Below are 14,522 nucleotides of genomic sequence, written 5' to 3' on the forward strand. Positions count from 1 at the left end.
CCCTACCTCCTCATCCGATTGAATGCATCGATCATAACTGTGCCGCGCGCCCGGAACAACGCGATCAGTATCGCAACGGCTATCGCAGCCTCCGCCGCAGCTACCGTTATCGTGAAGATAGAAAAGAGCTGTCCCGTCAGCGAGGGAATAACGCCATATTTGGAGAAGGCGATCAAATTCAGATTGACGCCGTTCAGCATCAGCTCAAGCGACAGCAGGACGATAATGGCATTGCGCTTGGCAAGCGCGCCGTACAGGCCTATGCAAAACAATATAGCGGCCATTGTAAGATAGGATGGCAGCATCTAGTCCGCCTCCTTTTTCGCCAAGGCAATTGCACCTATGAACGCGACAGTCAGCAAGATCGACAGCAGCTCGAACGGCACGATATAGCCGGTAAACAGCTGCTCGCCAATCGCCAGCGTGTTGTCTTCGCCAAAATCGAAGGCCCCGGCGCTTTGAAAGTCCGACGCACGGATAGAATAGAAGAGAAGACCAAAAAGACAAAGCGCACCGACGGCGGCAAGCGTCTCGTGAAGCGGCTTCGCAGGCTCAGCCGCTTCTTCGTTATGCTTCGTCATCATAATGCCGAAGATCATCAGAATGGATACCGCCCCTGCGTAGATCAGCACTTGTACAAAGGCGACGAATTCCGCATCCAGGAGCACATACATGCCGGCAAGCCCCAGAAAAGCGGCTGCCATGGAGATGACCATGTGGACCACCTTCTCCAGGCTGATCATCAGCACCGCTCCGCCGATAATGATGACTGCGAATAGGAAGAAGGCAACGTATTCCCCCGTAATGTCGACGTTAAACAATTATTTGGCGCCCCCTTTTGCCGGAGCACCGATATTGTTGTTGTCCTGACGAACCAATGTATTGTTGTCCGTCAGCCACCCTGCATCCTTATACAGGTCATCTCGGCTGTATGCGGCCAGCTCAAAGTGATTGGTCATGACGATCGCTTCCGTCGGACATACCTCGGTGCACAGATCGCACAGGATACAGATTTCGAAGTTAATGTCGAAGGTATCGATCACTTTGCCTTTCTTCTCGGGATCGGGATTTGGCTTGCCCGTCAGCGTAATGCAATCGGTCGGGCATATGCGGGCGCATTGATTGCACACAATGCACAGATCCGGTATAAAGTGCTGAATGCCCCGGAAGCGGTCCGGCATCAGGAACGGTTCATCCGGATAGGATGTCGTCACCTTCGGAGCCGTTAGCGCCTTCATCGTAACGCCTAGACCTTGCAGCAATCCTTTCATGCTTCTCTCCCCTTTCAGACCCTTATTTCACGAACAGCTCCAGATAGAGCGCGGTGAGGAATACGTTGAGCAGCGCCACGGGAAGGAGCACCTTCCAGCCAAGACTCATGAGCTGATCGATACGAACGCGCGGGAAGGTCGCCCGTATCCAGAATAGTGAGAAGACAACAAAAGCAAACTTGAGCAGGAACCATATTATACCCGGCACAAAATCCAGAAAGGGCGCAGGCGCGTGCCACCCGCCAAGGAACAAGACCGTCGTTAGTGCCGCAATCGCGTACACATAGACGTACTCTGAGAGCATGAAGAACGCGAAGCGGAAGCCGCTGTATTCGACATGGTAACCCGCCACAAGCTCCGACTCCGCCTCCGGCAAGTCGAAAGGCGTCCGGTTCAGCTCCGATACTGCCGCGATGTAGAAGACGATAAATCCGATGATCTGCGGGAACAGATTCCAGTTCCAGAACCAGCCGCCGTCTTGGGCGGCTACGATATCACGCAGGTTCAGACTGCCGCTTAATAGGATGACGCCCACAATGGATATGACAAGCGGCACCTCGTAGCTGATCATCTGCGCCGAGGAGCGCATGCCGCCCAGCAAGGCATATTTGTTATTGGAGGCCCAGCCTCCAAGCACAATCGCTAGAGTAGTAATACCGGATAAGGCCACATAGTAGAGCAAGCCGACATTCAGATCGGCGAAATAAAGCTTCTCGGTGTAAGGAATAACGGCAAGCACGGTGAATGAAGGAATGAAAGCGAGAGCGGGCGCGATAATGAATAGCAGCCGATCCGCCTTTCGAGGTATGGTGTCTTCTTTGATCAGAAGCTTGAAGATGTCGGCTACCGTCTGCAGCAAGCCAAACGGTCCGACCCGGTTAGGCCCGATGCGAAGCTGCATCCAGCCGATGACCTTTCTTTCGTAATAGATGGCGTACGTCACAAAACCTAATACAATAAGCAGAAACAACGCTGCCCACAGGAACAGGATTAAGGCGCTGCCCCATGTCAGCGGCTCATTCAGCCATGCGCCCATCAGCAATCAACCTCCCCAACGACGATATCGATTCCGCCTAATATCGTGATCAAATTGGTCATCGACTCCCCCACGAGCAGCTTGGGCAAGATTTGCAGATTGACGAACGACGGCCTTCTGAATTTGAGACGGTACGGCTCCGCCTTGCCCTTGGAGACGATATGGCAGCCGATCTCTCCGCGTGGCGATTCAATTCGCACATACGTCTCTCCCGCAGGCGGCCGAATGACGCGCGGCACCTTGCCCATCGTCTCGCCGTCGCTCGGGAATTGCTCTACCGCCTGCTTCAGGATACGAAGGCTCTGCCTGATCTCCTCCAGACGTACGCGATACCGGTCGTAGCAATCGCCGTTATGGCCGATCGGCACGTCGAATTCGAATCGGGGATAGAGGCTATAGGGTTCATCCTTACGCAAATCCCATCTTACGCCTGTACATCTCAGGTTGGCGCCGGACAAGCCATGGTCAATCGCGGTAGCCGCATCATATTGGCCGATTCCTTTTATGCGTGCCAGGAAGATTTCGTTGCCGGAGACCAGCTTGTCATATTCCGCCAGCTTCTTCTCCATGTACGGAATGAAATCTCTGACTTTATCCATCCAGCCGGAAGGCGCATCCCATTTGACCCCGCCGACCCGCATGTAGTTGTAGGTCAGCCTTGCGCCGCACAGCTCGTTGAATAGATTGATAATCGTCTCCCGGTCACGGAAAGCGTACAGAAACGGGCTCATCGCGCCAATATCCAGCAGATAAGTTCCCCACCAGACGAGATGACTGGCTACCCGTTGCAGCTCCATAACGATTAATCGCAGAAACTCTGCGCGTAGCGGCACTTCCAGTCCCATCATCGTCTCGACAGCATGGACCAGAACATAATTAGTCGTCATGGCGGACACGTAGTCCATCCGATCGGTATACGGAATAATTTGTGTGAAATTAAGACTTTCCGCGAGCTTCTCTGTGCCTCTGTGCAAGTAGCCCATCACAGGCGTCGCCTCGGTGATGACTTCTCCATCAAGCTTGACTACGATCCGGAACACGCCATGCGTGCTCGGATGCTGGGGTCCGACGTTGAGCAGCAGTTCCTCCGTTCGAATCACCGGTTGCCTACACCTCCGAATCAAGCGGTTCATAATCTTTGCGCAAAGGATGGCCGACCCAATCATCAGGCATCATAATACGCCTCAGATTGGGATGGCCGGCAAATTCAATGCCTAGCAGATCATAGATCTCACGTTCGTTCCAATCGGCCGTCGACCAAGTCGGCGTCGCGGAAGGTACGGATGGCGCCTCCCGGTCTGTCCTCAGCTTAATTGCGACATCCTGCCTCGTGTCGAGCGATAACAGGAAATAGACAACCTCAAGATGCGACTCATAATCGATACCGGACACATTGCGGAGATAGTTGAACCTAAGCTCCTCGTGATCCCGCAGCAGCAGACTGGCCTCCCGCCATCGTTCGGTAGCAATGACGAGCATCGGCATATCAGCGTTCAATTCGTTCAACCCTGATTCTACTACTGTGCCAACCCCCATCTTCTCTTCGATCAGTCGGACATACCGATCCAGATCGCTTTGCCTCGGGGAAGGCTCCTTGGGGGTGTCCTGCTCCATTTGGGCTGCTTCGGCAGCTTCTGCCTCTGCTTTCGCCTTGGCTGCCGCTCTTGCCGCTCGCGCTTCGGCAGCGGCCTTCAGCTTCGCTTCGCGCTCCGCATCAACAGGGGCTGGCTTGGGCTCAGCCTCTGCCGGCTTACTTGTTGCCACATCTTCGCCAGTCGGTTCAGAAGCATTCGCAGCTTCTTGCTGCTCTATCGGCTCTTGTAGCGCTTCGGGGTTCTTTTTCTCCTCCTCGCTCAACGGCTCGTCACCTGCTTCCCGGTCTTCGCCTCATAGCGGATCTTCTCCTGGAGCTTGTTGATGCCGTAGATGAGCGCCGCCGGATTAGGCGGGCAGCCAGGAATGTACACGTCTACCGGTACGATTTGATCCACACCCTTAATGACCGCGTAGGACTTCACGTAAGGACCGCCGGCGGTAGCGCATGACCCCATTGCGATAACCCACTTCGGCTCCGGCATTTGATCGTATAAGCGGCGCAGCAGAGGTCCCATCTTCTTTGTCACTGTACCCGATACAATCATGACATCCGACTGCCTCGGAGATGTGCGGAACATAACGCCGAATCGGTCCAGGTCATAGTGGGAAGCGCCCGTACCCATCATCTCTATGGCGCAGCACGCAAGGCCGAATGTGAGGGGCCACAAGGAATTACTTCTCGCCCAGCCCTTTAGCTGCTCCAGCGTTCCCATGAATACATTGCGTTCCAGCTCCTTGCGCTCTTCGAGTGTAATCGACTCCAGGTTCAATTCCATTTCAGCACCCTCTTCTTCCATGCGTATAGAAGTCCCACGAGCAGCATTCCTGCAAAAATGACCATTTCGATCAGCACAAAAAGACCGAGCTTATTATACGCAACGGCCCACGGGTATAAGAAAACGGTTTCCACATCAAAAATGACAAACATAAGGGCAAACATATAGTACCGGATGTTGAATCTGACCTGACCTTCGCCTACTGGCTCGTTGCCGCTCTCGTATGTACTTCGTTTCGGATCGGTCGGCTTATGCGGCCTCAGCAGTCTGCCGACTGTCAAAGCCACGACCGGGAGCAGAATGCCCAGTACGAGAAAAATCGCGACGACGACGTAGTGGTTGACATAGTTATCCACACAATCGCCTCCGTAAAAGGATGGTATGCAGGATGTCTCTACGCTGTCTTTCCATGGTCAATTTTTCCTCACAATTATAACAAATGCTGGGACTACCGTCTATGACGGAGTTGCGATCAACGCACCTGCTTACTTCAGGAACCTTATTCCATTATATGCGTCCCTATTATAAAAATGGACTGTTCTCCTACTTTTCCTTGCAATGATTCTTGTATTGGATTCGTTCAAATTAAAAAAAAAGCCTCCCGCACGTCATACGCACGGAAAGCTTCTTAGGGTCGATTAGATCTTTTGTCTCACGTTCAAGCGGTTCATTGCCCGCTGCATAGCCATCTCAGCACGGCGGAAGTCCACCTCGTCCTGCTTGGCAGCCAGACGCTGTTGCGCACGCTGCTTCGCAGCTTCCGCACGTTCAATATTGATGTCTTGAGCGAGCTCAGCGCTCTCTGCAAGAATTACGATTTTGTCCTTACGGACTTCGATAAAACCGCCGTTTACAGCGACAATATCGACTTTGCCATCACGCTTGATCGTAACAGGAGCGATACGCAGCGGTGTCACAAGCGGAATGTGGTTAGGCAGAATGCCCAACTCGCCTTCTACGCCCGTTACGCTTACCATGTTCGCTGTTTCCTGATACACCTTACGCTCAGGCGTTACGATTTCTACCAGAAAGGTACTCATGTGGATTCCTCCCGCCTTTCGCTATTAAAGCGTTTTGGCTTTCTCCACGGCTTCTTCAATGACACCTACGTAACGGAAAGCTTCTTCCGGCAGGTGGTCATATTTGCCCTCGAGAATTTCTTTGAAGCTGCGAACGGATTCTTTAACCTGTACGTATTTGCCTGGCGTTCCAGTGAACGGCTCGGCAACGTGGAACGGCTGGGACAAGAACAATTGGATTCTGCGTGCACGGCCAACTGTTACTTTATCTTCCTCGCTCAGCTCGTCCATACCCAGGATTGCGATAATATCTTGAAGCTCTTTGTAACGCGCAAGAATCTTCTTGACGCCTTGAGCAACATTGTAATGCTCTTCACCCAGAACCTCAGGATTAAGGATACGGGAAGATGAAGCTAGCGGATCAACCGCTGGGAAGATACCCATCTCGGAAATTTTACGCTCCAGGTTAGTCGTTGCGTCCAAGTGAGCGAACGTTGTAGCAGGAGCCGGATCCGTATAGTCATCCGCAGGAACGTAGATCGCCTGAATGGACGTTACAGAGCCTTTTTTCGTGGATGTGATACGCTCTTGAAGCTGACCCATCTCCGTTGCCAGCGTTGGCTGGTAACCTACCGCCGATGGCATACGTCCCAGAAGGGCCGAAACCTCGGAGCCCGCTTGCGTGAAGCGGAAGATGTTGTCGACGAACAGAAGTACGTCTTTGCCTTCTTCATCACGGAAATACTCAGCCATAGTCAGACCCGTCAAAGCTACGCGTTGACGCGCGCCTGGCGGTTCGTTCATTTGACCGAATACCATCGCTGTTTTTGGAAGAACGCCGGAATCTTTCATCTCGTGGTACAAGTCGTTACCTTCACGGGTACGCTCGCCTACACCAGCGAATACGGAGATACCGCCATGCTCTTGCGCGATGTTGTTGATAAGCTCTTGGATCGTTACCGTCTTACCTACGCCGGCACCGCCGAACAAGCCGATCTTGCCGCCTTTAGCGTATGGTGCAAGCAAGTCGATAACTTTGATGCCCGTTTCAAGAATTTCCGCTTGCGTGGACAATTCGTCGAATGCAGGTGCTTGACGGTGAATCGGAAGATTCACTTCCGACGTTACGTCGCCAGCTTCGTCGATAGGCTCGCCTAGTACGTTAAATACGCGGCCCAGCGTCGGAGCGCCAACCGGAATTGTGATAGGTGCGCCAGTGTCTACAACTTCCATGCCGCGAACAAGACCGTCTGTCGTGCTCATCGCAACGGCACGAACCATGTTGTCACCGAGGTGAACAGCTACTTCCAGCGTCAGGTTAATATCAACTCCGCCTTGGCTAGCCTTATGCTCGATTTTGACAGCGTTCAAAATTTCCGGCAGGTTGCCGCGTTCGAACTCAAGGTCGACGACCGGACCCATGACGGATACAACGCGTCCTTTTTTCATTGCTTTCCCTCCTGCTTCCTTCTTATATGAACTTACGATTGTGCGTTAGCTCCCGCAACGATCTCGGAAATTTCCTGAGTGATCGCAGCCTGACGGGCACGGTTGTACGTCAGCGTCAGCTGGTTGATCATCTTCGTCGCGTTCTTCGTTGCGCTGCCCATTGCTGTCATACGAGCACCAAATTCGGATGCTTTGCCGTCCAGTACCGCGCTGTAAATAAGCGTCTCCGCATATTTCGGCAGCAGCACTTCCAGTACGCCTTCCGGCGATGGCTCGTATTCATAGGCGGAAACCGTCGTACCCTCGCTGATCTCGTCCAGAGGCAGCAAACGGGATTCCGTCGGGATTTGAGTAATCGCATTTACGAATTGGTTGTAGTATAAATACAGTTCGTCATAAGCGCCATCTGCGAACTTCTGCACAGCTGCTGTAGCAACCGTCTTAATGTCTGCAAAGGTTGGAGCATCGGACAAACCGACTACTTCTTCTACGATAGGCATACTCCGACGACGGAAGTAATCACGGCCTTTACGGCCGATCACGAACAATACATACTCGTCGGTAGACTTATGCTTCTCTTGAATGGTTTGCGTTACTTTGCGCAAGATGTTCGCATTGTAGCCGCCTGCCAGACCCCGGTCGGATGTGATGACCAGATATCCCGTCTTTTTGATCGGACGAGTCTCCAGCATCGGATGCTTCACATCCTTTGTGCCTGCGGCGATGCTAGCGACAACTTCTTTCAGCTTATCCGCGTAAGGACGGGCAGCGGTAGCAGCTCCCTGTGCTCTTCTGAGCTTGGATGCGGCAACCATCTCCATCGCTTTCGTGATTTGCTTCATGCTTTGTTTGCTCTTGATCTCGCGTTTTATATCACGCATGCCTTTTGCCATTTGGTTTCACCCGCCTTCGTATGCCCTCGAATGCCTTCGGGGCGTGGTAAGGACCTACGCCCGGACATGATTGGACGGGCGTAGGGAAATATGTCTAAGCGAAGCTTTTCTTAAATTGGTTGATCGCGTCTACAAGAGCTTTCTCGTTATCTGCAACGAGGTCTTTTGTATCGCGGATAGAAGCGCCGATCTCCGGATGGTTGGAGTCCATGAATGCCAGGAACTCTCTCTCGAAACGGGAGATGTTCTCGAGCGCAACTTCATCAAGGTGTCCCTTAACCGCTGTATATAGAGAGAGAACTTGCTTCTCTACCGGCATTGGTTGGTTAACGCCTTGTTTCAGGATCTCCATCGTACGCGCGCCGCGGTTAAGACGAGCGAGCGTTGACTTGTCGAGGTCGGAACCGAACTGCGAGAACGCTTGAAGCTCGCGGTATGCCGCAAGGTCAAGACGGAGCGTACCGGCAACCTTCTTCATCGCCTTGATCTGCGCGGAACCGCCTACGCGGGATACGGAGATACCAACGTTAACCGCTGGGCGTTGGCCGGAGTAGAACAAGTCGGACTCCAGGAAGATTTGACCGTCAGTAATGGAAATAACGTTCGTCGGGATATAAGCCGATACGTCGGACGCTTGCGTCTCAATGAACGGCAAAGCTGTGATCGAGCCGCCGCCGAGCTTGTCGCTCAGTTTCGCAGCGCGCTCCAGCAAACGGGAGTGCAGGTAGAATACGTCGCCCGGATAAGCCTCACGACCCGGCGGACGGCGAAGAAGCAAGGAAAGCTCGCGGTATGCCGCAGCTTGTTTGGTCAAGTCATCATATACGATCAAGGCATGCTCACCTTTGTACATGAAGTACTCAGCCATCGATACGCCTGCGTACGGTGCAAGATACAGAAGCGGAGCCGGATCGGATGCGCCTGCAGTTACAACGATGGTGTATTCCAATGCGCCGTGACGGCGAAGCGTTTCCACAACGTTGGCAACTGTAGATTGTTTTTGGCCAATGGCAACGTAGATACATTTTACGCCATTACCCTTTTGGTTGATGATCGCATCGATCGCGATCGTTGTTTTACCCGTTTGACGGTCGCCGATGACAAGCTCACGTTGACCGCGGCCGATTGGTACCATGGCGTCGATCGCTTTGATACCTGTTTGCATCGGTTCATGAACGGATTTACGATCGATAACGCCCGGAGCCGGGGATTCGATCGCGCGAGTTTGCGTTGTGTTAACCGGACCTTTGCCGTCTACCGGCTGTCCAAGCGGGTTAACAACGCGGCCCAGAAGCTCGTCGCCTACCGGAACTTCCATGATGCGGCCTGTACGCTTAACTTGGTCGCCTTCGCGAATGTCCGTGTAAGGACCCAGGATAACAACACCCACGTTGCTTTCCTCAAGGTTGAGCGCCATACCTACAACACCGTTCGCGAACTCGAGCAACTCGCCTTGCATCGCATTCTCAAGGCCGTGTACGCGTGCGATACCGTCACCGACATTGATGACCGTGCCGACATCCACGACTTGAATTTCGGATTTATATTGTTCGATCTGTTGTTTAATCAGCGTGCTGATTTCATCAGGTCTGATACTCAATTCGTTCACCCCTATCTACAGTGCTTTAGAATTTAACGTTTTTTGTAAACGATCCAGCTTGCCGGACAAGCTTCCGTCATACAGACGGTCACCGATGCGGACTTGAATGCCGCCAAGCAGCGCTGGCTCGACAATTTGCTGTGCAATGATTTTCTTGCCTGTGATGCTTCCGAATTGCGCCGCAACGCCCGAAAGCTCTTCGTCCGTCAGCTTCTGCGCAGAGTAAACTGTCGCATGTGCTTGACCGAGCGCCTCGCCCGCAATCTTGGTGAATGCTTCATACACCTCAACGATGATCGCTTGGCGACCGCGCGTGATGATGACTTTCAGCGTATCCAGTACGATTCCGGAAGCGTTGTTGCCGAATGCCGCTTTCAATACGTCGATCTTGGCGGATGGAGCAACACTTGGCAAGGAAAGGAATTTCTCGATTTCCGCGTCCTGCTTCAGAGCTTCGGCGATCAGCTTAAGCTGGTCCTCAACCTCGGAGACAGTTCCTGCGGCGGAAGCAAGCTCGAACAACGCTTTTGCGTAGCGCTTCGCTACGACCGTGTCCCGGCTCATTTGCTTCCAACCTCTTTCAGGTATTGGTCAACAAGTTGCTCTTGCGACTTCTCGTCCACTTGCTTCTCGATAATCTTGGAAGCGATCTTCACGGAGATTCCGCCAACCTCTGTGCGAAGAGCGGCAATCGCCTTGTTCTTCTCGCTCTCGATGTCCTTCAGTGCATCGTCTTTCAGACGAACTGCTTCGTTCTTCGCGGATTGTACGATCTCATCCGCTTGCTTCGTGCTTGTGGATCTTGCTTGATCAATAATCGCATAAGCTTCTTTGCGCGCTTGCTCGAGTGCAACCTTTTGCTCATCCAAAGATGCCTCTGCCGCTTTGCGGCTTGTTTCTGCCGTATTCATCTGTTCCTGAATCAGCTGTCTGCGCTTCTCCATAACAGTGAACAACGGGCCAAATGCGTATTTATTCAACAGCCATAACAGAACTAGAAACGCAATAATCGCGAAGACTGTCGACTCCCAAATAAACTTATCCATAGCTGCAACTCCTTCCTTACATGCTTGTAATCAAAACGAAGGCGAAGAGGGCTAGGCCTTCCCCGCCAATTTCAGGTCTCTAATGATTAGCCGAAGAACGCCAGGAAGGCGATAACTACGCCGATGATAGGTACAACTTCGACGATACCTACGCCGATAAACATTGTTGTTTGCAGCTTGCCTTGAAGCTCAGGTTGACGAGCGATACCTTCGATTGTTTTACTTACGATCATACCGTTACCGATACCAGCGCCAAGTGCGCCCAAACCAACTGCAATTGCTGCTGCCAAAACTCCGTAATCCATTTAAAAATCCTCCTCAAAAATAGGTTTTTAGATTTAATGTTAGATCTTGTTTATAACTAATCCCGCGCAAGTAATCGAACCGATCCTTATACGGGGTTTAAACCCATGATTAATGCGCTTCTTCTTCGTCGTGATGATGAATGGTCGCTTGCGAGATATACACCATCGTAAGAATCGTGAACAAGAACGCCTGAATACCTCCGACAAAGATACTGAAGGCTTGCCATGCTGCAAGGAATGGGAGACCCCATAAGCCTAGCATCAGGATTGTTGCAATCAGAACCTCGCCCGCGAAAATGTTCGCGTATAGACGAAGAGCCAGCGTCAGTGGTTTCGAAATTTCCTTGATCAGGTTAAGAGGGAAGAAGACTGGAAATGGCTCGAAATAGTGCTTCAGGTAATGCTTGCGGTTTTCCTTCATGCCCAGGTAATGAACCAGGAAGATAACCACAATCGCAAGACCGGCTGTTACAGACAAGTCCGCAGTCGGTGATTTCCAGAAGGCAATATGAACGTGGCCATGATATTTGTCGAGAAGATCATTCGTAATGCCGAGGAAGGCATTAGGCTCCGAATACTCGAACACGACACCAAACGGAAGTCCTAGCAAGTTAGAGATGAAGATGAACAGTATGAGCGTAAGTCCTAGCGATAGGTAGCGCTTTACTTTTTCCAGCGGCATCGTACTTGCAACGGTATTGTGAACGAATTCGATAATCCATTCCATGAAGTTCTGCATCTTCGACGGATTCTCGACCGACAGATTGCGAACCGCGAGACGAGCGAGCACGAACGTAATGATCATGGTGACGATAATCGTCCCCCAAGTTGAAAAATCAATTCGAAAGCCGCCTACATCCCATACCGGAAATTCATGCATGTTAATTTTTCACCCCTTTCCGCTGTTAAGTCGTTTCTGGTGAATCAAAGCTGATACCAATAAAATAAACGGCATCACCATACTTGCCGCAAGCGTTGCCGGCAGGTTGAACGTTTCCGGATATTTGTAGGCCAGCATTGCAACCAGCAGCACCATCGCCATGCGGCTACCAAGTCCCAGCCCCATCTTGCGCATGCCGCGATTCGCCATGGCTTGTCCTACAATCTCCACTCTGCGTCTAAGCAAAAGCGCATTCATGAAACTCGCGAATACGCCCAGCAGAAGACCAGCGAATACGCTCTTCCACTCCGGAAAGATACCCCAGAGCAGCAAGCAGGCAGCCGCAAAAAAAAGCGCCCCGCGCATCGCCATCTTGAAAATGTTATCCATCGGAATCCTTCAACACCTTCCTGACAATCAGAATGGCTGAAAGAATACCGACAGCCAGACCAACAAGCAGTCCGCCGACCGTCCCGGCTTTCGGATCGCCGAAGCGTTCCCCAGCCGCCTGGCCGAGCCAATATCCCAAGAAAACACAAATCCCGACATCCACACCCAGCGCCCCGACAAGCGCGGCGGCCTTCCATGGATTGTCACTGTTGCTTTTCCCATTCATATTGCTCCAACCCCTGTCAATCCTCATTTATTTTATCGAAGCGGCGCAAGGTTTGTCAATTGAAATAACAGCAAATTTTCCGTGAACGAAAGGGTGAAAACCCTTATGCTACAAGGTTTCTGAAGCGCCGAAACCGTACAGTGCCACTGTATGCTGTATATTCTGCGCTTAGTCCGAATCCCCGAGATAAACTATGAACGTTGTGTGAACGAATCAGGACGTTGCTTGCTTCTTCCAAAATGATGAAGGATTGCGTCAACAATCCGCTCGGAGGCCTTGCCGTCGCCATACGGATTAGCCGCTTGGCTCATTCGACAATATAATGCTTTATCATTGAGCAATGCCTTCGCTCTGCCATATACATCCTCTTCATTGGTGCCGACCAGCTCAAGCGTGCCCGCTTCGATGCCTTCCGGACGCTCCGTCGTATCCCGCAGCACGAGCGTAGGAACGCCGAAGGAAGGCGCTTCCTCTTGCAAGCCGCCGGAATCCGTCATAATCATGTACGTATGAGGATAGAAGTTATGGAATTCAAACACATCCAGCGGTTCAATCAGACGAATGCGCGGATGATCGCCGAGAATTTCATTAGCCGGCTCTCTCACCGCCGGGTTCGGATGAACGGCGTAGACGACGACGATATCCTCGTGCTCATCTGCAATACGCTTGACCGCGCGGAAGATATTGCGATGCGGCTCGCCCAGCGACTCTCTGCGGTGCGCGGTCATCAGAATCATCCGCTTGCCCTTCGCCCACTCGATGACCGGATGCTCGAACGACTCGTCCACCGTATATTGGAACACATCCGCAGCTGTGTTGCCCGTTACGTAGATCGTGTCCTCCGATTTGTTCTCCTTGCGGAGGTTGTTCGCCGACCATTCCGTCGGTGCGAAGTGAATGTCGGACAAGACGCCCGCCAGCTGCCGGTTCATCTCTTCTGGATAAGGCGACATCTTGTTCCAGGTGCGAAGTCCCGCTTCGACATGGCCTACCTTGACTTGCTTCAGGAACGAAGCGTAGCTGGCCAGGAAAGTCGTTTGCGTATCGCCATGCACCAGCACGATATCCGGCTTAGCTTCCGCCAGCACAGGCTCAAGTCCCTCAAGCACTCGGACTGTCGTCTCCGTCAGCGTCTGGCGTTCCTTCATTACGTTCAGGTCATAATTCGGTTTGATCTCAAAAAAATCAAGCACCTGGTCCAAAATCTGGCGATGCTGCGCCGTCACGCATACGATGGATTGGATGTCATCCTCGCGCCGCTGAAGCTCCAAGACGAGCGGAGCCATCTTTACCGCTTCCGGGCGCGTGCCGAATATAGTCATTACCTTTAGTTTAGACAAAAGATTCCACTCCTACATCATAGTTGGCTGAAAATGTTTAGTTCGTGCCGTACATGCGGTCGCCCGCATCGCCAAGTCCAGGCACGATATAGCCTTTTTCATTCAAACATTCGTCCAGTGCGGCAATATAAATATCAACGTCGGGATGCGCGTCCTGCACAGCCTTGACGCCTTCCGGAGCTGCAATGAGACACATGAGCTTGATTTGGTCGCAATTGCGCTTCTTCAGCGAAGAGATCGCGGCAATAGCAGATCCGCCCGTTGCCAGCATCGGATCGATTACGATCAGCAGCCGGTTCGGCGCATCCGTCGGTAGATTAATGTAATACTCTTTTGGTTGAAGCGTCTCATGGTCTCTAGCCAGTCCGATATGGCCGACTTTGGCCGACGGAATCAGCTTCAGAATGCCATCCACCATGCCTAGGCCTGCTCTCAAAATCGGAATAAGGCCGAGCATGCGTCCCGATACGACTTTCGCGTCGGTAATGGCGACCGGCGTCTCCACCTTGATCGTGTCCAGCGGAATATCCCGCGTAATTTCGTAAGCCATCAATGTTGCAACTTCATCCACCAGCTCGCGGAAATCCTTCGTATTCGTTTCCTTGTTACGAATAAACGTCAGCTTGTGCTGGATTAGGGGATGGTCGCATATAACCAGTTTGCTCATGGAGCGTAATTCCTCCCAAATTCCTTTT

20 protein-coding genes are annotated in these 14,522 nt (G+C 52.2%); all 20 read right to left on the reverse strand.

Annotated features, from left to right (window positions below):
• Nucleotides 1–2: 2 nt before the first annotated feature.
• On the reverse strand, nt 3–305 hold the full coding sequence (gene nuoK / locus AC0YNW_RS24735) for an NADH-quinone oxidoreductase subunit NuoK (protein ID WP_119802143.1): 303 nt from the start codon (nt 303–305) through the stop codon (nt 3–5).
• Nucleotides 306–821, reverse strand: coding sequence for an NADH-quinone oxidoreductase subunit J (locus tag AC0YNW_RS24740; RefSeq protein WP_475834187.1), 516 nt, complete (start codon nt 819–821; stop codon nt 306–308). It abuts the gene before it with no gap.
• Nucleotides 822–1,271: an NADH-quinone oxidoreductase subunit NuoI gene (nuoI, locus tag AC0YNW_RS24745; protein ID WP_387478690.1), complete on the reverse strand. Its 450-nt coding sequence runs from the start codon at nt 1,269–1,271 to the stop codon at nt 822–824.
• A 22-nt stretch (nt 1,272–1,293) separates the two neighbouring features.
• Nucleotides 1,294–2,307 carry an NADH-quinone oxidoreductase subunit NuoH gene (gene nuoH / locus AC0YNW_RS24750; protein ID WP_475834188.1) on the reverse strand — a complete coding sequence of 338 codons (1,014 nt, stop codon included), beginning with the start codon at nt 2,305–2,307 and terminating at the stop codon, nt 1,294–1,296.
• Nucleotides 2,307–3,407, reverse strand: coding sequence for an NADH-quinone oxidoreductase subunit D (locus tag AC0YNW_RS24755; RefSeq protein ID WP_475834189.1), 1,101 nt, complete (start codon nt 3,405–3,407; stop codon nt 2,307–2,309). Before AC0YNW_RS24755 ends, nuoH begins: the two co-directional genes overlap by 1 nt.
• Nucleotides 3,408–3,414: 7 nt before the next feature.
• Nucleotides 3,415–4,164 carry an NADH-quinone oxidoreductase subunit C gene (locus tag AC0YNW_RS24760; RefSeq protein WP_475834190.1) on the reverse strand — a complete coding sequence of 250 codons (750 nt, stop codon included), beginning with the start codon at nt 4,162–4,164 and terminating at the stop codon, nt 3,415–3,417.
• A complete protein-coding gene (locus AC0YNW_RS24765; protein WP_120114298.1) occupies nt 4,161–4,679 on the reverse strand; it encodes a NuoB/complex I 20 kDa subunit family protein in 519 nt (172 codons plus the stop codon). The genes AC0YNW_RS24760 and AC0YNW_RS24765 overlap by 4 nt, the downstream gene beginning before the upstream one ends.
• On the reverse strand, nt 4,670–5,035 hold the full coding sequence (locus AC0YNW_RS24770) for an NADH-quinone oxidoreductase subunit A (protein WP_387478677.1): 366 nt from the start codon (nt 5,033–5,035) through the stop codon (nt 4,670–4,672). Before AC0YNW_RS24770 ends, AC0YNW_RS24765 begins: the two co-directional genes overlap by 10 nt.
• Nucleotides 5,036–5,317: 282 nt before the next feature.
• Nucleotides 5,318–5,719 carry a F0F1 ATP synthase subunit epsilon gene (locus tag AC0YNW_RS24775; protein ID WP_120114295.1) on the reverse strand — a complete coding sequence of 134 codons (402 nt, stop codon included), beginning with the start codon at nt 5,717–5,719 and terminating at the stop codon, nt 5,318–5,320.
• Nucleotides 5,720–5,743: 24 nt separating this feature from the next.
• The gene (gene atpD, locus AC0YNW_RS24780; RefSeq protein ID WP_475834191.1) at nt 5,744–7,147 is read right to left on the reverse strand and encodes a F0F1 ATP synthase subunit beta; all 1,404 of its coding nucleotides are present in this window, start codon (nt 7,145–7,147) and stop codon (nt 5,744–5,746) included.
• A 32-nt stretch (nt 7,148–7,179) separates the two neighbouring features.
• Nucleotides 7,180–8,040: an ATP synthase F1 subunit gamma gene (gene atpG / locus AC0YNW_RS24785; protein ID WP_475834192.1), complete on the reverse strand. Its 861-nt coding sequence runs from the start codon at nt 8,038–8,040 to the stop codon at nt 7,180–7,182.
• A 94-nt stretch (nt 8,041–8,134) separates the two neighbouring features.
• Nucleotides 8,135–9,640 (reverse strand): F0F1 ATP synthase subunit alpha, encoded by a 1,506-nt coding sequence (gene atpA / locus AC0YNW_RS24790; protein ID WP_387478665.1) that lies wholly within the window; start codon nt 9,638–9,640, stop codon nt 8,135–8,137.
• Between the two features lie 15 nt (nt 9,641–9,655).
• Entirely contained in the window at nt 9,656–10,204 is a 549-nt protein-coding gene (locus tag AC0YNW_RS24795) for a F0F1 ATP synthase subunit delta (RefSeq protein ID WP_387478662.1), read from the reverse strand.
• A complete protein-coding gene (atpF, locus tag AC0YNW_RS24800; protein WP_387478659.1) occupies nt 10,201–10,686 on the reverse strand; it encodes a F0F1 ATP synthase subunit B in 486 nt (161 codons plus the stop codon). The genes AC0YNW_RS24795 and atpF overlap by 4 nt, the downstream gene beginning before the upstream one ends.
• An 86-nt stretch (nt 10,687–10,772) precedes the next feature.
• On the reverse strand, nt 10,773–10,991 hold the full coding sequence (gene atpE / locus AC0YNW_RS24805) for a F0F1 ATP synthase subunit C (protein ID WP_119802130.1): 219 nt from the start codon (nt 10,989–10,991) through the stop codon (nt 10,773–10,775).
• A gap of 109 nt (nt 10,992–11,100) precedes the next feature.
• Complete coding sequence (gene atpB / locus AC0YNW_RS24810) at nt 11,101–11,871, reverse strand: F0F1 ATP synthase subunit A (protein ID WP_475834193.1); 771 nt, start codon at nt 11,869–11,871, stop codon at nt 11,101–11,103.
• Nucleotides 11,872–11,880: 9 nt separating this feature from the next.
• Nucleotides 11,881–12,261 carry an ATP synthase subunit I gene (locus tag AC0YNW_RS24815; RefSeq protein ID WP_387478653.1) on the reverse strand — a complete coding sequence of 127 codons (381 nt, stop codon included), beginning with the start codon at nt 12,259–12,261 and terminating at the stop codon, nt 11,881–11,883.
• The gene (locus tag AC0YNW_RS24820; RefSeq protein WP_119802127.1) at nt 12,254–12,487 is read right to left on the reverse strand and encodes an AtpZ/AtpI family protein; all 234 of its coding nucleotides are present in this window, start codon (nt 12,485–12,487) and stop codon (nt 12,254–12,256) included. The genes AC0YNW_RS24815 and AC0YNW_RS24820 overlap by 8 nt, the downstream gene beginning before the upstream one ends.
• A gap of 191 nt (nt 12,488–12,678) precedes the next feature.
• On the reverse strand, nt 12,679–13,827 hold the full coding sequence (wecB, locus tag AC0YNW_RS24825; RefSeq protein WP_387478650.1) for a non-hydrolyzing UDP-N-acetylglucosamine 2-epimerase: 1,149 nt from the start codon (nt 13,825–13,827) through the stop codon (nt 12,679–12,681).
• A gap of 37 nt (nt 13,828–13,864) precedes the next feature.
• Entirely contained in the window at nt 13,865–14,494 is a 630-nt protein-coding gene (upp, locus tag AC0YNW_RS24830) for a uracil phosphoribosyltransferase (RefSeq protein WP_119802125.1), read from the reverse strand.
• Between the last annotated feature and the right edge of the window lie 28 nt (nt 14,495–14,522).

Source organism: Paenibacillus sp. J31R120, assembly GCF_056269225.1.

What these genes read in the sequence shown, in the direction of transcription:
- nuoK (WP_119802143.1), bottom strand. Translation starts at nt 305, where the DNA reads ATGCTGCCATCCTATCTTACAATGGCCGCTATATTGTTTTGCATAGGC.
- nuoI (WP_387478690.1), bottom strand. Translation starts at nt 1,271, where the DNA reads ATGAAAGGATTGCTGCAAGGTCTAGGCGTTACGATGAAGGCGCTAACG.
- nuoH (WP_475834188.1), bottom strand. Translation starts at nt 2,307, where the DNA reads ATGGGCGCATGGCTGAATGAGCCGCTGACATGGGGCAGCGCCTTAATC.
- AC0YNW_RS24765 (WP_120114298.1), bottom strand. Translation starts at nt 4,679, where the DNA reads ATGGAATTGAACCTGGAGTCGATTACACTCGAAGAGCGCAAGGAGCTG.
- AC0YNW_RS24775 (WP_120114295.1), bottom strand. Translation starts at nt 5,719, where the DNA reads ATGAGTACCTTTCTGGTAGAAATCGTAACGCCTGAGCGTAAGGTGTAT.
- atpD (WP_475834191.1), bottom strand. Translation starts at nt 7,147, where the DNA reads ATGAAAAAAGGACGCGTTGTATCCGTCATGGGTCCGGTCGTCGACCTT.
- atpG (WP_475834192.1), bottom strand. Translation starts at nt 8,040, where the DNA reads ATGGCAAAAGGCATGCGTGATATAAAACGCGAGATCAAGAGCAAACAA.
- AC0YNW_RS24795 (WP_387478662.1), bottom strand. Translation starts at nt 10,204, where the DNA reads ATGAGCCGGGACACGGTCGTAGCGAAGCGCTACGCAAAAGCGTTGTTC.
- atpF (WP_387478659.1), bottom strand. Translation starts at nt 10,686, where the DNA reads ATGGATAAGTTTATTTGGGAGTCGACAGTCTTCGCGATTATTGCGTTT.
- atpE (WP_119802130.1), bottom strand. Translation starts at nt 10,991, where the DNA reads ATGGATTACGGAGTTTTGGCAGCAGCAATTGCAGTTGGTTTGGGCGCA.
- atpB (WP_475834193.1), bottom strand. Translation starts at nt 11,871, where the DNA reads ATGCATGAATTTCCGGTATGGGATGTAGGCGGCTTTCGAATTGATTTT.
- AC0YNW_RS24815 (WP_387478653.1), bottom strand. Translation starts at nt 12,261, where the DNA reads ATGGATAACATTTTCAAGATGGCGATGCGCGGGGCGCTTTTTTTTGCG.
- AC0YNW_RS24820 (WP_119802127.1), bottom strand. Translation starts at nt 12,487, where the DNA reads ATGAATGGGAAAAGCAACAGTGACAATCCATGGAAGGCCGCCGCGCTT.
- upp (WP_119802125.1), bottom strand. Translation starts at nt 14,494, where the DNA reads ATGAGCAAACTGGTTATATGCGACCATCCCCTAATCCAGCACAAGCTG.